At 33.3% G+C, this 18,438-nt stretch carries 17 protein-coding genes; 5 read left to right on the top strand and 12 right to left on the bottom strand.

The features are described 5' to 3' along the window. The first annotated feature begins 9 nt into the window (after positions 1–9). On the top strand, positions 10–1,641 hold the full coding sequence (locus NW240_RS07140) for an ABC-F family ATP-binding cassette domain-containing protein (protein ID WP_258436839.1): 1,632 nt from the start codon (positions 10–12) through the stop codon (positions 1,639–1,641). 168 nt (positions 1,642–1,809) lie between these two features. Further along, the gene (locus tag NW240_RS07135) at positions 1,810–2,523 is read left to right on the top strand and encodes a YebC/PmpR family DNA-binding transcriptional regulator (protein WP_258436838.1); all 714 of its coding nucleotides are present in this window, start codon (positions 1,810–1,812) and stop codon (positions 2,521–2,523) included. 102 nt (positions 2,524–2,625) lie between these two features. Here the strand turns inward: NW240_RS07135 and NW240_RS07130 are convergent, their stop codons facing one another. From NW240_RS07130 to NW240_RS07120, 3 genes are read right to left on the bottom strand one after another with little or no spacing between them, the layout of a single operon-like run. Next, a complete protein-coding gene (locus tag NW240_RS07130) occupies positions 2,626–3,123 on the bottom strand; it encodes a hypothetical protein (RefSeq protein WP_258436837.1) in 498 nt (165 codons plus the stop codon). Between the two features lie 5 nt (positions 3,124–3,128). Then, positions 3,129–3,332 (bottom strand): hypothetical protein, encoded by a 204-nt coding sequence (locus NW240_RS07125; protein ID WP_258436835.1) that lies wholly within the window; start codon positions 3,330–3,332, stop codon positions 3,129–3,131. A gap of 12 nt (positions 3,333–3,344) precedes the next feature. Beyond that, positions 3,345–3,527: a hypothetical protein gene (locus tag NW240_RS07120; RefSeq protein WP_258436834.1), complete on the bottom strand. Its 183-nt coding sequence runs from the start codon at positions 3,525–3,527 to the stop codon at positions 3,345–3,347. An 844-nt stretch (positions 3,528–4,371) separates the two neighbouring features. On the opposite strand from NW240_RS07120, the gene NW240_RS07115 reads away from it, so the two are divergent. From NW240_RS07115 to NW240_RS07105, 3 genes are all read left to right on the top strand, one after another. Continuing rightward, positions 4,372–6,519 (top strand): peptidase domain-containing ABC transporter, encoded by a 2,148-nt coding sequence (locus tag NW240_RS07115; RefSeq protein WP_258436833.1) that lies wholly within the window; start codon positions 4,372–4,374, stop codon positions 6,517–6,519. Positions 6,520–6,660: 141 nt separating this feature from the next. Further along, complete coding sequence (locus tag NW240_RS07110; protein ID WP_258436832.1) at positions 6,661–7,947, top strand: GHKL domain-containing protein; 1,287 nt, start codon at positions 6,661–6,663, stop codon at positions 7,945–7,947. Positions 7,948–7,979: 32 nt separating this feature from the next. Continuing rightward, positions 7,980–8,723, top strand: a complete 744-nt coding sequence (locus NW240_RS07105; RefSeq protein ID WP_258436831.1) for a LytTR family DNA-binding domain-containing protein — start codon at positions 7,980–7,982, stop codon at positions 8,721–8,723. Between the two features lie 1,179 nt (positions 8,724–9,902). Here the strand turns inward: NW240_RS07105 and NW240_RS07100 are convergent. Genes NW240_RS07100 through NW240_RS07060 form a run of 9 tightly spaced genes read right to left on the bottom strand, consistent with a single transcriptional unit; the run spans position 9,903 to position 18,334 of the window. Beyond that, positions 9,903–10,529, bottom strand: coding sequence for a V-type ATP synthase subunit D (locus NW240_RS07100; RefSeq protein ID WP_258436830.1), 627 nt, complete (start codon positions 10,527–10,529; stop codon positions 9,903–9,905). Positions 10,530–10,535: 6 nt separating this feature from the next. Next, positions 10,536–11,912, bottom strand: a complete 1,377-nt coding sequence (locus NW240_RS07095) for a V-type ATP synthase subunit B (RefSeq protein WP_258436829.1) — start codon at positions 11,910–11,912, stop codon at positions 10,536–10,538. Continuing rightward, on the bottom strand, positions 11,905–13,686 hold the full coding sequence (locus NW240_RS07090) for a V-type ATP synthase subunit A (RefSeq protein WP_258436827.1): 1,782 nt from the start codon (positions 13,684–13,686) through the stop codon (positions 11,905–11,907). Before NW240_RS07090 ends, NW240_RS07095 begins: the two co-directional genes overlap by 8 nt. A 13-nt stretch (positions 13,687–13,699) precedes the next feature. After that, the gene (locus NW240_RS07085) at positions 13,700–14,011 is read right to left on the bottom strand and encodes a V-type ATP synthase subunit F (RefSeq protein WP_258436826.1); all 312 of its coding nucleotides are present in this window, start codon (positions 14,009–14,011) and stop codon (positions 13,700–13,702) included. After that, positions 14,001–15,011 carry a V-type ATPase subunit gene (locus tag NW240_RS07080; RefSeq protein WP_258436825.1) on the bottom strand — a complete coding sequence of 337 codons (1,011 nt, stop codon included), beginning with the start codon at positions 15,009–15,011 and terminating at the stop codon, positions 14,001–14,003. Before NW240_RS07080 ends, NW240_RS07085 begins: the two co-directional genes overlap by 11 nt. Positions 15,012–15,023: 12 nt before the next feature. Beyond that, positions 15,024–15,602: a hypothetical protein gene (locus NW240_RS07075; RefSeq protein ID WP_258436823.1), complete on the bottom strand. Its 579-nt coding sequence runs from the start codon at positions 15,600–15,602 to the stop codon at positions 15,024–15,026. Between the two features lie 12 nt (positions 15,603–15,614). Continuing rightward, the gene (locus NW240_RS07070) at positions 15,615–16,076 is read right to left on the bottom strand and encodes a V-type ATP synthase subunit K (RefSeq protein ID WP_258436822.1); all 462 of its coding nucleotides are present in this window, start codon (positions 16,074–16,076) and stop codon (positions 15,615–15,617) included. A 21-nt stretch (positions 16,077–16,097) separates the two neighbouring features. Further along, positions 16,098–18,023: a V-type ATP synthase subunit I gene (locus tag NW240_RS07065; RefSeq protein WP_258436821.1), complete on the bottom strand. Its 1,926-nt coding sequence runs from the start codon at positions 18,021–18,023 to the stop codon at positions 16,098–16,100. After that, positions 18,014–18,334, bottom strand: a complete 321-nt coding sequence (locus NW240_RS07060) for a hypothetical protein (RefSeq protein WP_258436820.1) — start codon at positions 18,332–18,334, stop codon at positions 18,014–18,016. The genes NW240_RS07065 and NW240_RS07060 overlap by 10 nt, the downstream gene beginning before the upstream one ends. Positions 18,335–18,438 lie beyond the last annotated feature (104 nt).

Raw genomic sequence — 18,438 nt, 5'->3', positions numbered from 1 at the left:
GTTATGTTTGTGATCAATGTATCGAATGTTAGTTTACAATTCCCAGACCGAAAATTATTTGATGAGGTCAATATTAATTTTACACCCGGCAACTGTTATGGGGTGATCGGGGCCAATGGTGCTGGTAAGTCCACCTTTTTAAAAATTTTATCTGGTGAAATAGCACCTACAACGGGAAATGTGTCCATGGATCCCAATGAAAGATTAGCTGTCCTTAACCAAAACCACTACGGATTCGAAGACTATGAAGTGATTGAAACCGTGATGATGGGTTATAAGGAACTTTATGAAGTAAAGAAAGAAAAAGATGCCATCTATATGAAAGCTGATTTTTCTGATGAAGATGGTGTGCGCGCTGGTGAATTAGAAGGTTTATTTGCCGAAATGGGTGGCTGGGAAGCTGAATCGGAAGCTTCAAATATGCTACAAGGTTTAGGAATCCCTACTGAACAACATACAGCCAAGATGAGTGAACTTATCGAAGCGGATAAAATTAAAGTTCTACTGGCTCAAGCACTTTTCGGTAAACCGGATAATCTGCTATTAGACGAGCCGACTAACGGTCTAGATGCTCAAGCCATTGATTGGTTAAGTAACTTTATCATGGACTTCCCCAACACTGTCATCGTCGTTTCCCACGACCGTCACTTCCTAAACACAGTATGTACGCATATGGCGGATGTCGACTTTGGTAAAATTAAAATTTATGTGGGTAACTATGATTTTTGGTTACAATCCAGCCAACTAGCTGCTAAAATGCAAGCGGATCAAAATGCTAAAAAAGAAGAAAAAATTAAAGAATTACAAAACTTTATTGCGCGCTTCTCTGCCAATGCTTCCAAATCCAAGCAAGCTACTTCCAGAAAGAAATTGCTGGATAAAATTACCTTAGATGATATTCAACCTTCCAGTCGCCGCTACCCTTTCGTTGGCTTTTCACCTGAGCGTGAAATTGGAAATGACCTACTGAGCGTGGAAGGATTATCTAAGTCAATTGATGGCGAAGTTCTTTTTGATAATGTCACTTTTACTTTAAACCGTGATGACAAGGTGGCGTTTGTATCCCGAAGTGACAATGCCATTTCAGCCTTTTTTGAAATCTTGATGGGCAATCTTGAAGCGGATAAAGGAAGCTTTGAATGGGGCGTTACGACTTCACAGACCTATCTGCCACGTAATTCGGGGGATGAATTTGATGGGGTCGAGCTATCAATTGTCGATTGGTTAAGACAATATGCTTCTAAAGAAGAAAGTGATAATACCTTCTTACGTTCTTTCTTAGGGCGTATGCTCTTTACAGGAGATGATGTCTTAAAACCTGTCAATGTCCTATCTGGTGGTGAAAAGGTTCGCTGTCTACTTTCAAAAATGATGCTTTCAAAAGCGAATGTTTTAGTCATGGATCAACCAACCAACCACTTAGACCTTGAATCCATTACCGCTTTAAACGATGGCTTAGTCAAATTTAAATCAGCTATCTTAATTGCTTCACATGACTACGAAGTACTAAATACTACCGTAAATCGTGTAATTGAAATCACACCTACTGGTGCTTTTGATCGGATTAATACCACTTATGAAGAATTTGTTAATGATAAAGAACTTCAAGGACGCATTGATAAAATGTACCCCAAAGATTAAATTTAAAAATAGACGGCTTTTCAGCCGTCTTTTCTTATTGAATAGTGAAAAGTTATTGACTCTTAAAATAGAAATAATGAAAGTAAGATAAATTGAAAAAAATTCTATAAATATAAAGTCTTTTTCGCTATAATACTAACAGACTATAATGAAAGTGAAGTGAAAACAATGGGTCGTAAATGGATGAATATTCGTGAAAAGAAAGCGAAAACCGATCAACAAACTTCTAGAATTTATGCTAAATTTGGAATTGAAATTTATGCTGCAGCTAAATCAGGAGACCCAGATCCGGAAACTAACCAAAAATTAAAATTTGTTGTCGATCGTGCAAAAACCTACAATGTACCCTCCCACGTCATCAACAAAGCCATTGATAAGGCAAAGGGTTCAGCTGATGAGACCTTCCAAGAATTACGTTACGAAGGCTTTGGTCCGAACGGTTCAATGATTATCGTGGATGCTTTAACAAATAATGTAAACCGTACTGCAGCCAATGTCCGTATGGCTTTCAATAAGAACGGCGGAAATATGGGGGTTGCTGGATCCGTTTCTTATATGTTTGATCATGTGGCCGTTTTTGTGATGGAAAATCAAGATGAAGAAGAAATTACTATGGCTTTACTTGAAGCTGATCTCGATGTTAAAGATGTCTATACTGAAGAGGGTTCTGTCGTTGTCTATGGCCAACCTGGTGATTACGGCGCTATTAAAGAATGTCTAGAAAACATCGGCATTACCGATTTTTCTGTTGCTGAAACTGAAATGATCGCCCAGACTGAAGTTGACCTCAACGGAGAAGACTTGGAAACTTTTGAGAAGTTAATTGATGCACTAGAAGATGATGAAGACGTGCAGAATGTTTATCATAATGTGAATATGTAATTGAAAGAAATAGAATTAAAGAATTCTATTTCTATATAAATAAGCAGCCCCCCATCTATTGGATCGGAGGCTGCTTGTTTATATCATCTAGACACCATCTTTCTATTTATATTTTTTTGCACATGATATGGTCATAATACAATAAATAATTCCACCAAATAAAAAGGTAGAAATGAAGAAATTCGTAAAGAATTGTTGACTAAATATCATTTCCTTAGAAAACTTACCAATATTAATATAATAGAGACTCATAAAAGCTCCGTAGAGAATTCCACCTAATACACTTCGCATAATAATGTTGAACCTACTAAATTGTCTTTTATTACGATTAGTAAGTCCTGCTTTATTTAATTTAAAAGCAAGCTTAGCTCCTATTATAATTACCGGAACTAAAACATTAATTGCCATGTATAGATAGATTATCTTTTCGGAAAAATGAGGAATTAAAAAAGCTATGAGAATTGTTGAAAAAATATTAAATAAGTATATTTCTCTAAAACTTTCTGCTCCAATTCTGTAGGCACTAAGTTTTTTATTGTCATCTATTTTATTGAATATTCCTAAAAATTTATTCAAACTATCTCTAGATTTTTCCTCCATAAATATTAACTCCTCACTTCATTTACTGGATGGCTGAAAGGAATTACAGTAGCTCCGATTCCTGCTCCCCCTAACCATCCTCCTACAAGTCCTTCCTTACCACCGGTAACAACCCCAACTACTGCTCCTACCGCTCCGCCTAATACAGCTCCTGCTACTCCACCAGCAAATACTTTTTTCAGTTCTTTTTCATTTAATCGTTTTATCATAATTATTCACTCCTAGTTCCCAGTTAATTTATCGTAAACCCATCCTCCACCAATTCCTGCAAGACCCGAACATACCGGACCACAAATTAAGTTACCCATAAGCCCAGTTCCGACTACTGCTGCATCTCTCCAATAATCTCCTCCACCAATAATTGATAAGCATTTAGATGTGCTTAAGACTTTAAATTTAGACATGCCAATACCTCCTATTGATTATTAAGTTGAAACCAACTTATAAATTTAGTATAAGGTAATGTTTTATTTATTTTTAATTAATTCATTAGTGTTTAACTTTTATTCATTAGCGTATTTCTTTGGAATTTGTTAATGGCTTTAATAATTATAGATTAAAATCCTACACGAATTAATATTAGTATATCCTTATTAATAAAGCTTAAAATCAACTATAATTTGCATAATGCTCATAAAATGTAGCTAATAGGAGTGTAATAATATAAGTATCTGGTTACTCATTGACAATTTAGTTTATTAGTATAAACAAAATTATATGCTACTATTTTAGTTATCTATCTTTTACTAGAAATTAGATGAATTATTTATATTAAAAACGTCACAATAGTTATAGAGATATTTAAGACAAACTAAATTTCCCTATACTACTGTGACCTAATATTTATTGATTCAACTTTTTAGATAAACATATAAATTCTATATTGTTTTCTATCTAATACGAGGTATATTAATTATCTTATTTGAAATATAGCAAATTAATTTATCTAATGGTGATGAGTTTGGCATTGGTATCTCACAAACTCCCCCAACAATTGACTTCATAACATCTTCAGTAATAATCGACATTTATTTTCTCCTTTCATTTTTAACTATAATATTTACTCATATAATGACAGACTTTAAATCTAACTTTCTTTTAATTCATAAATGTTAGATTACTATAGACATATGTTGTCGACAAAATTTTGTTAACGTTAATGACATTTTGTGTCACGTTTATGAGTTTTTATGTAGTTTTAAGAGACTAATGTTAGTATAATTTCAAAATAAGGAGAGTAGGATGATAATGGTTTTTAATCTATTTAAACAGCAGGATCAAATGGATTGTGGAGTTGCTTGTATTCAGATGATATTAAACTTCTACTCTTCCTCACAACCCATCCATAAACTTAGAAGCATGACAGGTACTGATCGAGAAGGTGCATCGGCTTACGGCATAAAAAAATGTCTTGAAAAATTAGGCTTCAACTGTTTAGCAGTTGAAGCAGATTCATCAGTATGGAACCATGAAGAACTACATTTGCCAGCGATAGCTCATGTAGTTATTGATCAAAGATATTTACATTACGTAGTAATTTATCAGGTTGATGATCTACAAGTCTATATTGCAGATCCAGCTAAAGGAAAATATAGTTTGAATCATAGTGAATTTAATAAAATTTGGACAAATATCCTTTTAATTCCATATCCAAGTGAGACTTATAAATCAAAAAAAGAGAAAATAGCAGGTTTATCTTCTTACTCTTCGTTATTGTTTAAACATAAGAAAAACATAATATCTATCGCTTTTATCAGTTTAATAATAACATTAATAGCATTAGCATCATCATATTATTTGAAAATATTAATAGATAAAATAATTCCTTATAGTAATGTGAATCTTTTAAATATAGTAACACTAGGTCTTTCTTTAATATATATATTTCAAACATTTTTAACATTTACACGAACTAAATTACTAGCAAAATTTGGCCAAAGCATAAGTAAGTCAGTTCTTCTATCATATATAAACCATGTTCTTTCTCTTCCGCTTTCTTTTTTCTATAATCGACAAGTAGGTGAAATTATTTCTAGATTTCTCGATGCCAGCAAAGTAATAGATGCTTTAGCTAGTTCAGCCGTCTCTATAATAATTGATTTGAGTATGTTCTTAATAATAGGAGGTTTTTTATTTACTCAAAATAAGCTACTTTTTTTAATGTGTTTAATACCATTACCATTTTATATACTTATTGTTTCATTTTTTTATAAAAGAAATGAAGGTGCAAACGAAAAAGAAATGTCGTCTAGTACAAAAATAAATAATTCGATTATTGAAACTTTAAATGGAATGGAGACTATTAAGTCTCTAAATAGTCCAGAATTTTTTTACGATAAGCTTGTTAAAGAATTTAACTTTTATATAGAAAAATCATTCAAAAGAATACAAATAGAAAATTGGCAAGAGGTTTTAAAAAAATTACTACATATTATGGGAAGCACTCTGTTACTTTGGTTAGGTAGTTATTTGGTTATTGATAAAAAAATATCCGTTGGTCAACTTGTAACATATAACGCCTTAATGATGAATTTTATTCAGCCAATTGAAAACATTATCAATTTGCAAGCTAAAATACAAACAGCTCAAGTCGCCAGCAAAAGAATGAATGAGGTTTTATCGACTAAAATAGAAATGAATAAAAACGATAATGTTCAATATTTAACTAAAATAGATCAAATTGAGGTTAAAAATTTATCCTTTACTTATAACCTAAAAAAAACAGTTTTAGAAAATATCTCAATTACAATTGATCAAAATAAATCTTATGCTTTAGTAGGATCGAGTGGATCAGGAAAATCTACATTCGCTAAGTTATTAGTTAAATTTTATGAACCCGATCAGGGCGAAATATTAATTAACAATCATTCCATTAATAATTATTCATATTCTTCTTTACGAGAAAAAATAATCTATGTAAATCAGGAGCCTTTTTTCTTTAAAGGAACATTGAAAGAAAATTTAACTTTAGGTTTAGAAAAGAAACCCAATAATCACATTATCTGGAATATTCTGGAGATTGTTGAAATGAAAGACTATTTTTCAAATCTTTCTTTAGGATTAAATACATATTTAGAAGAAGGAGGTAATAATTTATCGGTGGGGCAAAAACAAAGATTATCAATTGCACGTGTTTTACTAAGAGATTGTGATATAATTATCTTAGACGAAGCAACAAGTGCTTTAGATCCAATTACAGAGAAAAAAGTTATTGATAACCTTATTAATATGAAGAATGTAGGTTTAATATTTATTACCCATAATTTAAGAATTGCAAAAAAATGCGATAAAATACTTGTATTGGATCAATATAATTTATGTGAAGCAGGAAGTCATGATTATTTACTTTCATGTCAGGAAGTATATGCAAATCTTTGGAAAGGTTATATAGGGTGAAAACTTAATTATGAAAAAAATATCTGATGAAAAAATTTTAAAAAATATTCTAGGTGGTCTTGACAAAAATAAAATTAATAACGTATTTAACTGTGTAATGTCTTTATTTAAAGATTGTTCTTAAAATTTAAAGGTGATAGAATGGTTAGAAATCCAATAATAGCAACTTGTTTATCAATTATATTCTTTTCGTTTCTTCAAATTGTAGCTTTTCTTTATTTATTCAAGATAATAGATATTAAAAAAATTATCTTAGCGGTATTTATTGTACCGTTTTTTTTAGTTTTTGCTGCATTTATGAATGATTATCTTAGTGCTTTAAATCTATCATTTACCATTTTAAATATTTTTGTGTATAATTTTTTTGTTGATAAGAAAGAAAAAAGTAGTTTTCTTTTATGTAAAGTGTTGATTCTAAACTTGATATATAAAATAATGAGTTTCTCTTTATTTTTCCCATTTAATTATTCACAAAACTATTGGATTCATTCTTTTATGCCTGCTAATTTTTTTATATATTTAATAATCATTTTTGTTTCAAAAGAATTTTTTGTATTTTTAACTAATAAATTTCATGCTGAAATATATGAATTAAGTAAGAGTAGAGGAATTATTTTCACTCTTGTAGTCTTAACGTTTATACATGATTTTTATTATATATTTATTCAAAGTAAAGGAAACTATAATGCCTTAATTCTAATTACCCTCGTGGTCAATATCATTATCCTTTTTAGCGCTTTTTTTGTATTTGCTAAAACTCAGCAATATTACCTTAAAAGATTAGAGAAAGAAAAATTAAAAAATGAGATGGATGCGCTACTTTCATATACCCAACTACTTGAGCAAAGCCATTTAAACCTTCGTAAATTTCAGCATGATTATAAAAATATATTATTAGCTATCTCAGGAATCGCTAGTGACAGAAATTGGGAAACACTAGACCATTACTTACAAGAATTAGAAATATACTCTATAACCAATCTTGAACAAGATGCAGATAAGTTTGGGGATATTAAAAACGTTGAACATCCTCTCTTGAAAAGCGTATTACTAACAAAATTAATAGCAATGGATCAAAAAAATATTCAATTTCGTTTTGAATGTACGAATCGTATTGACTATATAGCTATTCATGATTTCGATTTAGTGCGTTTAATCAGTATTTTTATGGATAATGCAATAGAGTATTTAAAAGAACAGCCAAATGGAATGTTCAGCATGTGTATAATAGATGATAACAAAAAGACTCAAGTAATTATAAAGAATACACTAAATAATGATAAGATTCCCTTAGAAAAATGTTTACAAGTAGAATATTCTTCAAAATTAAATCATGCAGGATTAGGTTTTAAAAATGCAGGAGATATAGTTGATGGCTATAATAATATGGCGATCCACTATACAAAATCAGAGGAATTCATCTTTTAAAATAATTATTTTAAAAGATGGGAGAGATAATGATGTATCCAGTCATTGTGTGTGAAGATAATCCTTATCACTTAGAAAAGATTGAGACAATTTTAAAATATTACTTAATTATGAATGAGGGACATTATAGTTTGGAACTTCTTGCAAAAACACCAAACGAAGTTATGACATATATTGAGAATTCTAGACCTCAAGATGGAATTTATTTGTTAGATGTAGACTTAAAACAATCGATGAACGGCATACAACTTGCTCAGTTTATTCGAGAACGTGATGTAGGCGCGCGAATAATTTTTATTACTACTCATGAAGAAGCAGCACCGGAAACATTTCGATATAATATTGAGGCTTTGGGGTTTATTGAAAAAACAGGCGATATATACAAACTAAGAGATGAAATAAACGATATACTTGATATCGCTTACCAGAGACAAATAGACACTAAAACTAATAAAGACGAACTCTTCTCCTTTTATTTTGGTTCTGAAAAATACAATTTTAATTGGTATGAGATTCTCTATATTGAAACAACTAATAGCCCTCATCGTTTATCTCTTATTACACTAAATGGTCAGTATTCTTTTAACGGTAGTATAAATAAAATACAAGATTTGTATCCTAGATTTTTAAAAATCTCACGATCAACATTAGTAAACCCAGATAATGTTACAAAAGTAGATTATAAAAATCGTTTCGTGTATTTTGAAAGTCATTTTCCGGTTACTTTTTCTCACAGAATGAAGAAAGTAGTTAAAGATTATTTCAAAAACTATTAATATATACTCTCAATTAATTACTTAGAAAATGCTTTACTAACTAAACAAAATTTATATACTTGTTGGTATAAAATTTGAAAAATAATTACATGATGCTATATTAAGTAAGCCCTTAATTTCAAAGAAGAAATTAAGGGTAATTTTTATCGAAATATAGTTTAAATCCAAAACAAAATTCTCTTTAAATTTAATGTTTATAAATAGTAAACGCTGTTGAAAATTTATTCAGAGACAGATATATTTCTTGGTGAAAATATAATTAATCTAAAAACGATCCTATTAAAATATTTTATAGAATTTAATTCATTCTTTAAAATTTTTCATAACATATCGGGGATTAAGATAATTTATGTAGTAACTACACATCATCATTTCCATAATAGTGAATTCGAGAGGTTTATGTCATTGGATTGTTAGTCAATAATTAAATAACAGTCTCAATTTATACTTAAAAGTAAATAATTCTATTTATATGAGTTGTTACCAATTAGAAAAATTCAATAAGCTCAATTAAAAACTTAATTTTATTAGCACTTAGGTTACTTAAAATTAATTCTTCCTCAATTAGGATACTTCAACTTTTGTTGTGGCAGTATTTCAAAAATAAATAAATGAGCTACCTATAATTTACATATTATATATATTTATTTCAAAAAAAATCTAGTCAATTTATTTTTCGTTAATAAAATAGCATCATAACCTACTGTTAGTGAGTATTCCTAGCTCAACTGAATATCCTTTTTTACCTATTAAAGATCAACTTAATTAAAAAGACAATTCAATGGTATTCTATGATTTATGATAAACCTAACTAACCACTTTAATATTTCCGGTTAAAGTTCAATAGAATAAGAAGTTGAACATAATTTTATTTTCTTCAATAGAAAAATTTTAACTTAAAGATTTTTGATTTTTTTATGCTAGTTTTTTAAAACAATCTCCTATTCTAAATCAGACTACCGAATAAAAAGGTAATAATAAGGTTTTGCTTTTCATAAAAAAAAAAAAAACGAATAGTTATAGAAAGATCATTCAGTCCAACTACTTATGTTCTCTTGTCGATTAACGTTTAGAGAAACATTAGTGGAGCGAGTCAATAAATCTATCGATTTATTTGACAGTCTTTCTAAATAACTATTCGGATTTTTCATAAGATTATTTTGCTAATCTTAGTAGTAATTATAGATCTTTGACCTTCATCATACGAGTGATGCTTGCCCGTTCGTTTTCTTCTAACTTCATAGAAATATAGTTGATTGTCTCTTCAGTATCCGGAATCATTCGATATTCAAGAGCGTTAACACGTCTTCTTGTTTTCTCGATTTCATCGGCTAGAAGCTGACACGTTTTTTCAATTTCAACTAAGTCAAGCAATCTAGGCAAGATTTTTCTTAACCCTTCTAAGGCCTCATCTAATTCCGCATTGGAATTTAAATAGCCATAGCGTAAAGGCTCATCATCAATATCATCATCTAAATTAAAATCCATCTTAGGGACATTGACACTCATAATATTTTTTAAATCAATTGAAAGATCAATCGTCTGACCTGAAATAGCAGCTATCTCTTCAATGAAGTTATCACTCATCAGAGACTTTGCCAATACGAAAGATTGCAAAGCTTCTGAGAGTTCGGCTTCCACTTGGTCGCGTAATTCGTTGTTTTTACGAATTAAATCAATAAAGTGGCGCATCAATTCATCTTGCTTATCTTTAAGTAACTTATGCCCGCGACTAGCCAGTGCATGCGTACTCTTTAAAGCGGATAGTTCCATCCGGGTCGGCTTTACCCCTAATACGTTTGCCATAGTGCATTACTCTCCTTTCGGTAAGTATTGCTCGATCACTGGGTCCTTAATCCGTTTCAATTCGCTCTTCGGTAAAATCTTTAATAAGTCCCAGGCAATTTCAAGTGACTCAAAAATGTCACGGTTCTTATCAAAGCCTTGGTTAACATAGCGTTTCTCGAATTCATCAGTAAATTTAACATACTGTTTATCGACATCTGAAAGGGCTGACTCACCCAATACAATCGCTAATTCTTTTGCTTCTTTACCTTTGGCATAAGCTGCAAATAGCTGGTTCATTGTCGGTGCGTGGTCTTCACGTGTTTTCCCTTCACCGGTTCCCTTATCCTTCAAACGAGATAATGAAGGAAGAACATTAATTGGCGGCTTAATACCTTGGTTATCTAATGAACGGTCTAAGATGATTTGTCCCTCAGTAATATATCCCGTTAAGTCAGGAATTGGGTGGGTAATATCATCTTCAGGCATGGTAAGAATCGGAATTTGGGTAACAGACCCTTTCGATCCTACTAAACGTCCTGCACGTTCATAAAGTGTAGATAGGTTAGTATATAAGTAACCTGGGTATCCACGACGACCTGGTACCTCACGACGGGCTGCAGAAACTTCACGTAAAGCCTCACAATAGTTTGTCATGTCTGTCATGATAACTAAAACGTGCATATCCTTTTCAAAAGCTAAGTATTCTGCAGCTGTTAAAGCAATTTTTGGTGTTGCTAAACGTTCGATAGCTGGGTCATTGGCTAAGTTAACAAACATAACGGAACGATCAATCGCTCCTGTTTCACGGAAAGAATCCATGAAGTATTCTGCCTCATCGTAAGTAATTCCCATTGCGGCAAAGACCACGGCGAAGTTCTCATCTGAGTTTAAAACAGTTGCTTGACGTGCAATTTGGGCAGCTAACTCTTTATGCGGTAAACCAGAACCAGAGAAAACTGGCAATTTTTGACCCCTTACCAAGGTGTTCAAGTGGTCAATGGTTGAAATACCTGTTTGAATAAATTCATCCGGATAGTCACGCGCCATTGGGTTAATCGCTTGACCATTGATATCGGCAAATTTTTCAGGGATGATTTGTGGTCCGCCATCCATCACATTTCCCATACCGTCAAAGATACGACCAACAATGTCTTCTGATAAAGCGAATTCAAGAGGCTTCCCTTTAAAGCGTGCTTTAATATTCGATAAACGCATCGAAGAAGTTCCACCATAGATTTGAACAACGGCTTTACCTTCTTTAGCTTCTAACACCTGCCCCATACGAATTTCACCATCGTGGAGCTCAATTTCAACTAATTCGTCATAGGCTATATCTTCGACACCATCTACAATCATCAATGGACCATACAGGTCAGAGATATTTGTATATTCCTTAAGCATTTGCTCCACCTCCTTGTTCTAGTACTTCTTTCATGCGGGTAACAATTTGCTGATCAATCTCATCCAAGCGATGAATTTCTTCTTCTGGAATAAATTTAGCTCGAGCAATTTGTTCGCGAACTTCTTGAGTACCTTCCATAATTTCATTATAGTAAGCACCTAATTTCATTGCTTCTCTTGCCTCAGTTTCAAAATCAATAATTAAATTCAATAATTTCAATTGTTTTTCTTCAGAGGTTGTTGTATCAACATCATCAAAAGCATTTTGTTGTAAGAAGTCTTCACGAATCATACCAGCGATGGCAAGCGTTAGTTTATCTTTTTCAGAAAGTGAATCTAAACCAACCAAGCGTACAATTTCTTGTAAGCTTGACTCTTCTTGAAGAAGTGATAAACAATGACGCACTTTCTCACCCCAACTTGAATCAATGTGTTCATCATTATGTGCTTGAACATCGGTTGAATATTGAGAATAAGAGTCTAACCAGTTAATAGCTGGGAAGTGACGTTGCTGTGAAAGCTTAGAATCCAAACTCCAGAAAACTTTAACGATACGTAAAGTATTTTGAGTAACCGGCTCTGAGGTATCCCCACCTGGAGGTGATACCGCTCCAATGGCAGAAACTGAACCCACTCGCTCATCTGATCCTAATACTTGCACCAAACCGGCACGCTCATAGTATTCTGCAATACGTGAACCTAAATAAGCTGGATAACCTTCATCCCCTGGCATTTCTTCCATACGTCCTGACATTTCACGCAATGCTTCTGCCCAACGTGAAGTAGAGTCCGCCATGATGGCCACTGAATAGCCCATATCACGGAAGTACTCAGCAATGGTGATCCCTGTATAGATTGAAGCCTCACGAGCCGCAACTGGCATATTAGAAGTATTAGCAATTAAAATTGTACGTTGCATGATAGACTCGCCCGTTTTAGGGTCAATTAATTCTGGGAACTCATTAATAACGTCTGTCATCTCATTTCCACGCTCACCACAACCTACATAAACTACCACGTCTACATCGGCATACTTAGCGATTTGGTGTTGAACAACTGTTTTACCGGCCCCGAAAGGTCCTGGAACAGCAGCTACCCCACCCTTAGTGATTGGGAAAAATGTATCAATTACACGCTGTCCTGTCTTTAATGGTGCTTTTGGAGTGGACTTAGCTTTATAAGGGCGTCCCAAACGAACCGGCCACTTTTGCACCATATTTAATTCATGTGCGCCTGATTCTGTTTCAACAACACAGACGGTATCTTCAATTTTGAATGAGCCAGATTCGATAGATTTGATGGTTCCTTCAATACCAACAGGAACCATAATACGGTGCTCGATAATTTTGGTTTCTTGAACGACCCCAATAATATCGCCAGCTACCACCTGGTCACCCACTGCTTTGCGGGCTTCAAATTCCCAAACCTTGTCGCGATCTAAAACATCAATGTTACTTCCTCTTACTAAAAAATTACTCTCTGTTTTTTGCATGAAATCTTCTAATGGTCTTTGAATCCCATCAAACATCTTGGTTAATAGACCTGGTCCTAATTCAACTGAAAGAGGATGTCCTGTAGGTCTTACGATTTCTCCCGGTTTTAACATCGAGGTCTCTTCGTATACTTGAATAGATGCAACGTCTTGGTGCATTTCAATAATTTCGCCAGTAAGTTGCATTTCTCCAACCAAAACAATTTCACGAATTGAGGAGTCTTTCATTCCTTTAGCCTTAACTAAAGGTCCTGAAATTTCTTGAATAATTCCAGTTGTCATTTTTTTCCTCCTTTTATAATATGTTCTGTCCGATTGCTTTTTCAACGTTATCATTGACTTTAGCTTTACCAATTCCAAGCGATCCCTTATGAGTTGGAATTAGAATAACCGCAGGGGTTGGTAAAGTGTCAAAGTGACTAATCGTATCGGGTATTTCATGAGCTAGATTTTCTGTTAATAATACGACACCAATATTTTCTTCTTTTAAATCGTGTAGAATCTTTCTAGCTTCTTCGCCACTACTTGCTGGATAGACTTCAAATCCTAATAGTTTAAAGGCTAATACGACGTCACGGTTACCGATTACTGCTATTTTATATGCCATGAATAGGTCGCATCCTTTCTTTAATTAGTTGATTGTCTAAGTTGTTTTCTTTCCCAGTTAAAACAAGACGTACATTGTCTCCTTCATTTTCTAGGAAATACAAATAAGTCAGCACTGGCATCGGTCCGAAAGCATCAAATGAAAATGATCTAAGAATTCGACTAAACTCGCCTTGAATTAAAGCATTCAGTTCAGTAGGATTTACTTTTTCATCATTCAATTGACTCCAAACAGGGTCTAAATTGATCATGTATTCAGCTGTTTGATAAGTTTCAACTAAACCGTTCAAATCTTTTTCCCGCCAATTTTCAATGATATCATCACGACTCACTGCTCCTTGACTTGATAAAGAGGTGAAAATAAATGATGTGCTTTGACCTTGTTTAAAAGCGCGGACAAAAGTTAATAAATTTTGAAAATCAATTTTCATTTTTACAAATCGACTTAATTCCTCATGTTGCATTGCATCTGCATGAGATCGAATATGTCTTAGATAAGCTGTATCTAAAATAACATCAATTGAATGCGTATCGCCTGTGTCTTCTACCGCTGTGATAGCATCGTAGACAGCTTCTTCTAATACAGGATGAAGGTCTTCATTTTGTCCTTTTGTAGAGACCACTTGGGCGAGTTGTTCTTTTGAAAAACTGCCAATCGGAATGTACAAATGAGACAAATCTTCATCCAGATATTTTTCTTTAATTAAAAGCTTCAAATTATGATAAGTATATCTTAATGAGAAGATTTCGATTATACGCCTATCAGGTGATGCCTCAAGTAATTCTTCATATACATGGACCAAACGTTGTTGAATAATTGGCTCAAAACTACGATTTAACCGAACTTCTTCCGGAATGGAATAAGCAGTCTTACCTAAGTAATCTAAAACGTCATCAGAACGATCCATTTGCAATAAAGTGTCATAGTCTGACTGACTGAGAAGTTGAGCTTCATAGAGGCGCAGGGTCGTATTTAAACCAGCATACTCTAATTCTTTCATTATAAGCCCCCCTTATGCTTTCAGTTGTTTTTCAAGTTCAATAAGCAGTTGAGGCTTCAGTTCATTAATAATATCTTCAAATAAATAATTCATATTCATCCCTTTTTGGGTAAGAATAAAACCAGATTTATCCGCAACGTTTTCGCCCCATTGCATCATATTATAATCTGCATGAAATTTATTCGCTTGATCATCAGAAATAAATTGACGTGATTTTTCACCGATTCTTAGTTCAAAAGCTTGATTTGAATCCAACTTTTGCATTGCCGCTTGAATCATTTGACCCAAGTCAGTAGCTATCGAACGGTTTATTTCTTCAGGAACGTCTTGAATGATTTCTTCTAATAATTTTTGCTTATGGGTAAGCTGTGAGTTGCGCAATTCATTAGCCAATGATTGCTTACGAATTTCAAATTGTTGCTCTTGCTTACGAATAAAGTTTTCTTTATCATGCTCAAATTGTTTATTAATCCGATTTTTGTAATCGTCCATTGCTTGGGACAACTCATTTTGAAGATCTTGAACTTGTGCTTCACCTGTGGCTTGAACTTTCCCTAAGATTTTATTTTGTAAAGTTTCAATGTTTCCCACAAGTTTGACCTCCTATCCTTGAACAAGTAAGAATGAGAATACGAATGCTAAAATCGCATAAGTTTCAACCATTACAGAATAAATAATTGCATTAATAACTTTTTCAGGACGCTTTGCCAAGATTTGCATACCTGCTGCTGCTACCTTACCTTGATGAATACCTGATACCCAACCTACAAAACCAACTGGCATAGCAGCAATTAATAAATTAAGGCCAGTTTGTAAATCCATACCTTGTTGTAATTGTAAAAAGATTAAGAAACCAATGGCGAATCCATAAAGACCTTGTGTACCTGGCAGTAATTGTAAGATTAATGATTGAACAAATTTTTCTGGTTGATCTTTAGTTAAAGCTGCTGCGGATGTACCTGCTGTACCTACCCCAGTAGCTGAACCAAATCCTGAGAAAATAACTGCCACTGCAATACCTAAAACGGCGAATAAATAACCACCATACTCTTGTAAAAATTCCATTATATTACCTCCTAAAATAATTTATTTAATATTAATGTATTTGCCTAAGTATTTTAATGGGGAAAAGGCTTGTCCCCCAGCTTCATAGAATTTACCAAAGAACTCAACAAAGATTAAACGGGCAGAGTGAACATACGCACTTAAGATCGTTAAGCCGAAGTTAAATAACTGTAAAGCAATGATTAATAGAATACCTACTGAAAATCTTGCCGCAGGAGGTAAATATGCCACCAAAATATTAAAGGCTAGCGCAATTGATCCTCCAGCTATACCGAGGGCCATTAATCGACTATAAGATACTAAATCTCCCAAATAAGAAGAGATGCCATACAAATCGTATAAGCCGACCCCGAACCCTGCAAATTTATTTTTACTTTTAATAATTGCTACAACTAAAATCGTAATGGCTGCGAAACCAGCTACATATAGACCTAATTGTTGTAGACTTTCGATATTTAATAACATTGGACCAAGGACTGCAATTAAGAAACCAAATAGCATGATAATCCATGATAGACCATCTTTAATTGCACCTAATCGATCACTTTCCCAATTTAAACGTGTGTTCAAGATGAGCCCATGAATGATTTGGATAAATCCAAAACCAATTGACAAGGCTAATACCTGAATGACGTCTTCAGTTGGTGATAACAACTTGAAAGGCAAAGATTCACCAAAGAATGAACCGTAAATTAAGCCCCATAGTAAGACAGCATAAGATAAAAGATGGAAGAAACGTAAATTCTTTTTCATCCCCTTATCAATATTGAAGAATTTCAATGGGACAAACGTTCCTAACCAGAGTAAAATTCCATATCCTAAATCGGCAATCATCATTCCAAAGAATGTCCAATAATAAGGCATTAAAGAGGATGTCGGGTCAAAGCCCTTGTATCCTGGTAATCCATACATTGAAGTAACCGTTTCAAAAGGTTCAATCAACGGATGATTTTTTAGTTGAATCGGTACTTCTTCAATCTCCTCTTCAGTAGGTGTTACAAAGTCTAAATATACTTCGCCATTTAGAGCTTTTCTTACTTCCTCAAGGCTAGCTTGAGCTTGCTTTTCTTCAATCCAACCTTCTAAAGCGAACAACTCGCCTTTGTTTAATCCCAACTCTGTCGCTTTTTGTCTTTCTGCTTTAGCATAGAAAACTTCTTCAGCAATTTTTAATTGGTTATATTCCTCTCTGAAACTTCCCAATTCTTTTCTTAACTCTTTTGCTTTATTTCTCAAATTTTCCGCTTCTAAATAGGTTTCTTCTAGAAGTGTTGCCGGAAGCTCTTTAAAGCGATAGTCTAAGATTTGGAAGCGATTCTGATTAAGAAATTGATTGACTTCAAATGCGTCATCCTTATCAAAAGCAACCGCCAGTCCAATTTCTTCTTTGGATTGATAAACTTCTTCAAGTGAAATTCGTTCCTCATCTTTCAAAGCGGTATAATATTCATTATCAGCTGTTTGAGGAATTGTTCCTAATAACAAGCGTGTATAACGATAATCTTTTGCGTAATCAGGAAGTGCTTTCAGATTGCGCCACTTATGATAAAAGTTAGCTTCGCTCTCACAAATTTGAATTTGGGAATCAATTTCTTCTAGCATCTTTTTCTTTTCCCATACTTTATCAGTAATCTTCTTGGCTTTCTCATCCATTTGACTCTTTTCAATTTCAGCCATAGTCATTTCTGGTAGTGGCGTTAAATACTTGTCTTTAAAGGATTCTGCTGTAAGATAACTTTCTAAATAATTTTTTGCTGATCGGACATTTTCTAACTGATCGAGATATTCTGTCAGTTTTTTTGATTCCATTTTTGGCTCTTGGTCTAACAATTCAGAGTCAAGCGTCTTCACTTGAATATTTTGCATTTTTTGAAATGCCTGCATCAAGTCTTCACGATTTTCTTTCTCAACAATTGCTAAAACCTTGGCCATTTTAGCTATTGCCATATTTCTTTCACCACCTTTTCAGCAATTTTTTGCGTCAGATCCTCACGGCGGTTAGCAATATCGGCTTCAATTTGAACAACCGACAATTGATTTTTATTTCTTAGGTCATTTTCAACCTCAAGAAATTGATGATCAAATCTTTCTTTAGTCGTTTGTTTAAATTGAGCGAATTCCGAATCAACCTGCCTTTTAAATGTGATTTTTTGATCTTCAAAATTTTCTTGCATTTCTTGCAATTTTTTTTGATAATCAGCAACTTTTTCAGCACTTAAAGCTTCTAACTCGTTAACTGTCTCAATTAAATTTGCCATTCGTTCACCACCCTTCTTTTCCCATTTTAAATAGGAAATACATAATCAGCGACACTGTTATTATAACATGAATTTTGGGTACGTTTCCAATATTATTTGATTTG

This window comes from Facklamia sp. 7083-14-GEN3 (genome assembly GCF_024742075.1).
Lineage (GTDB): Bacteria > Bacillota > Bacilli > Lactobacillales > Aerococcaceae > Facklamia.
Note: the sequence above shows the minus strand (reverse complement) of the source record. Positions and strands in the feature narration are given on the sequence as shown.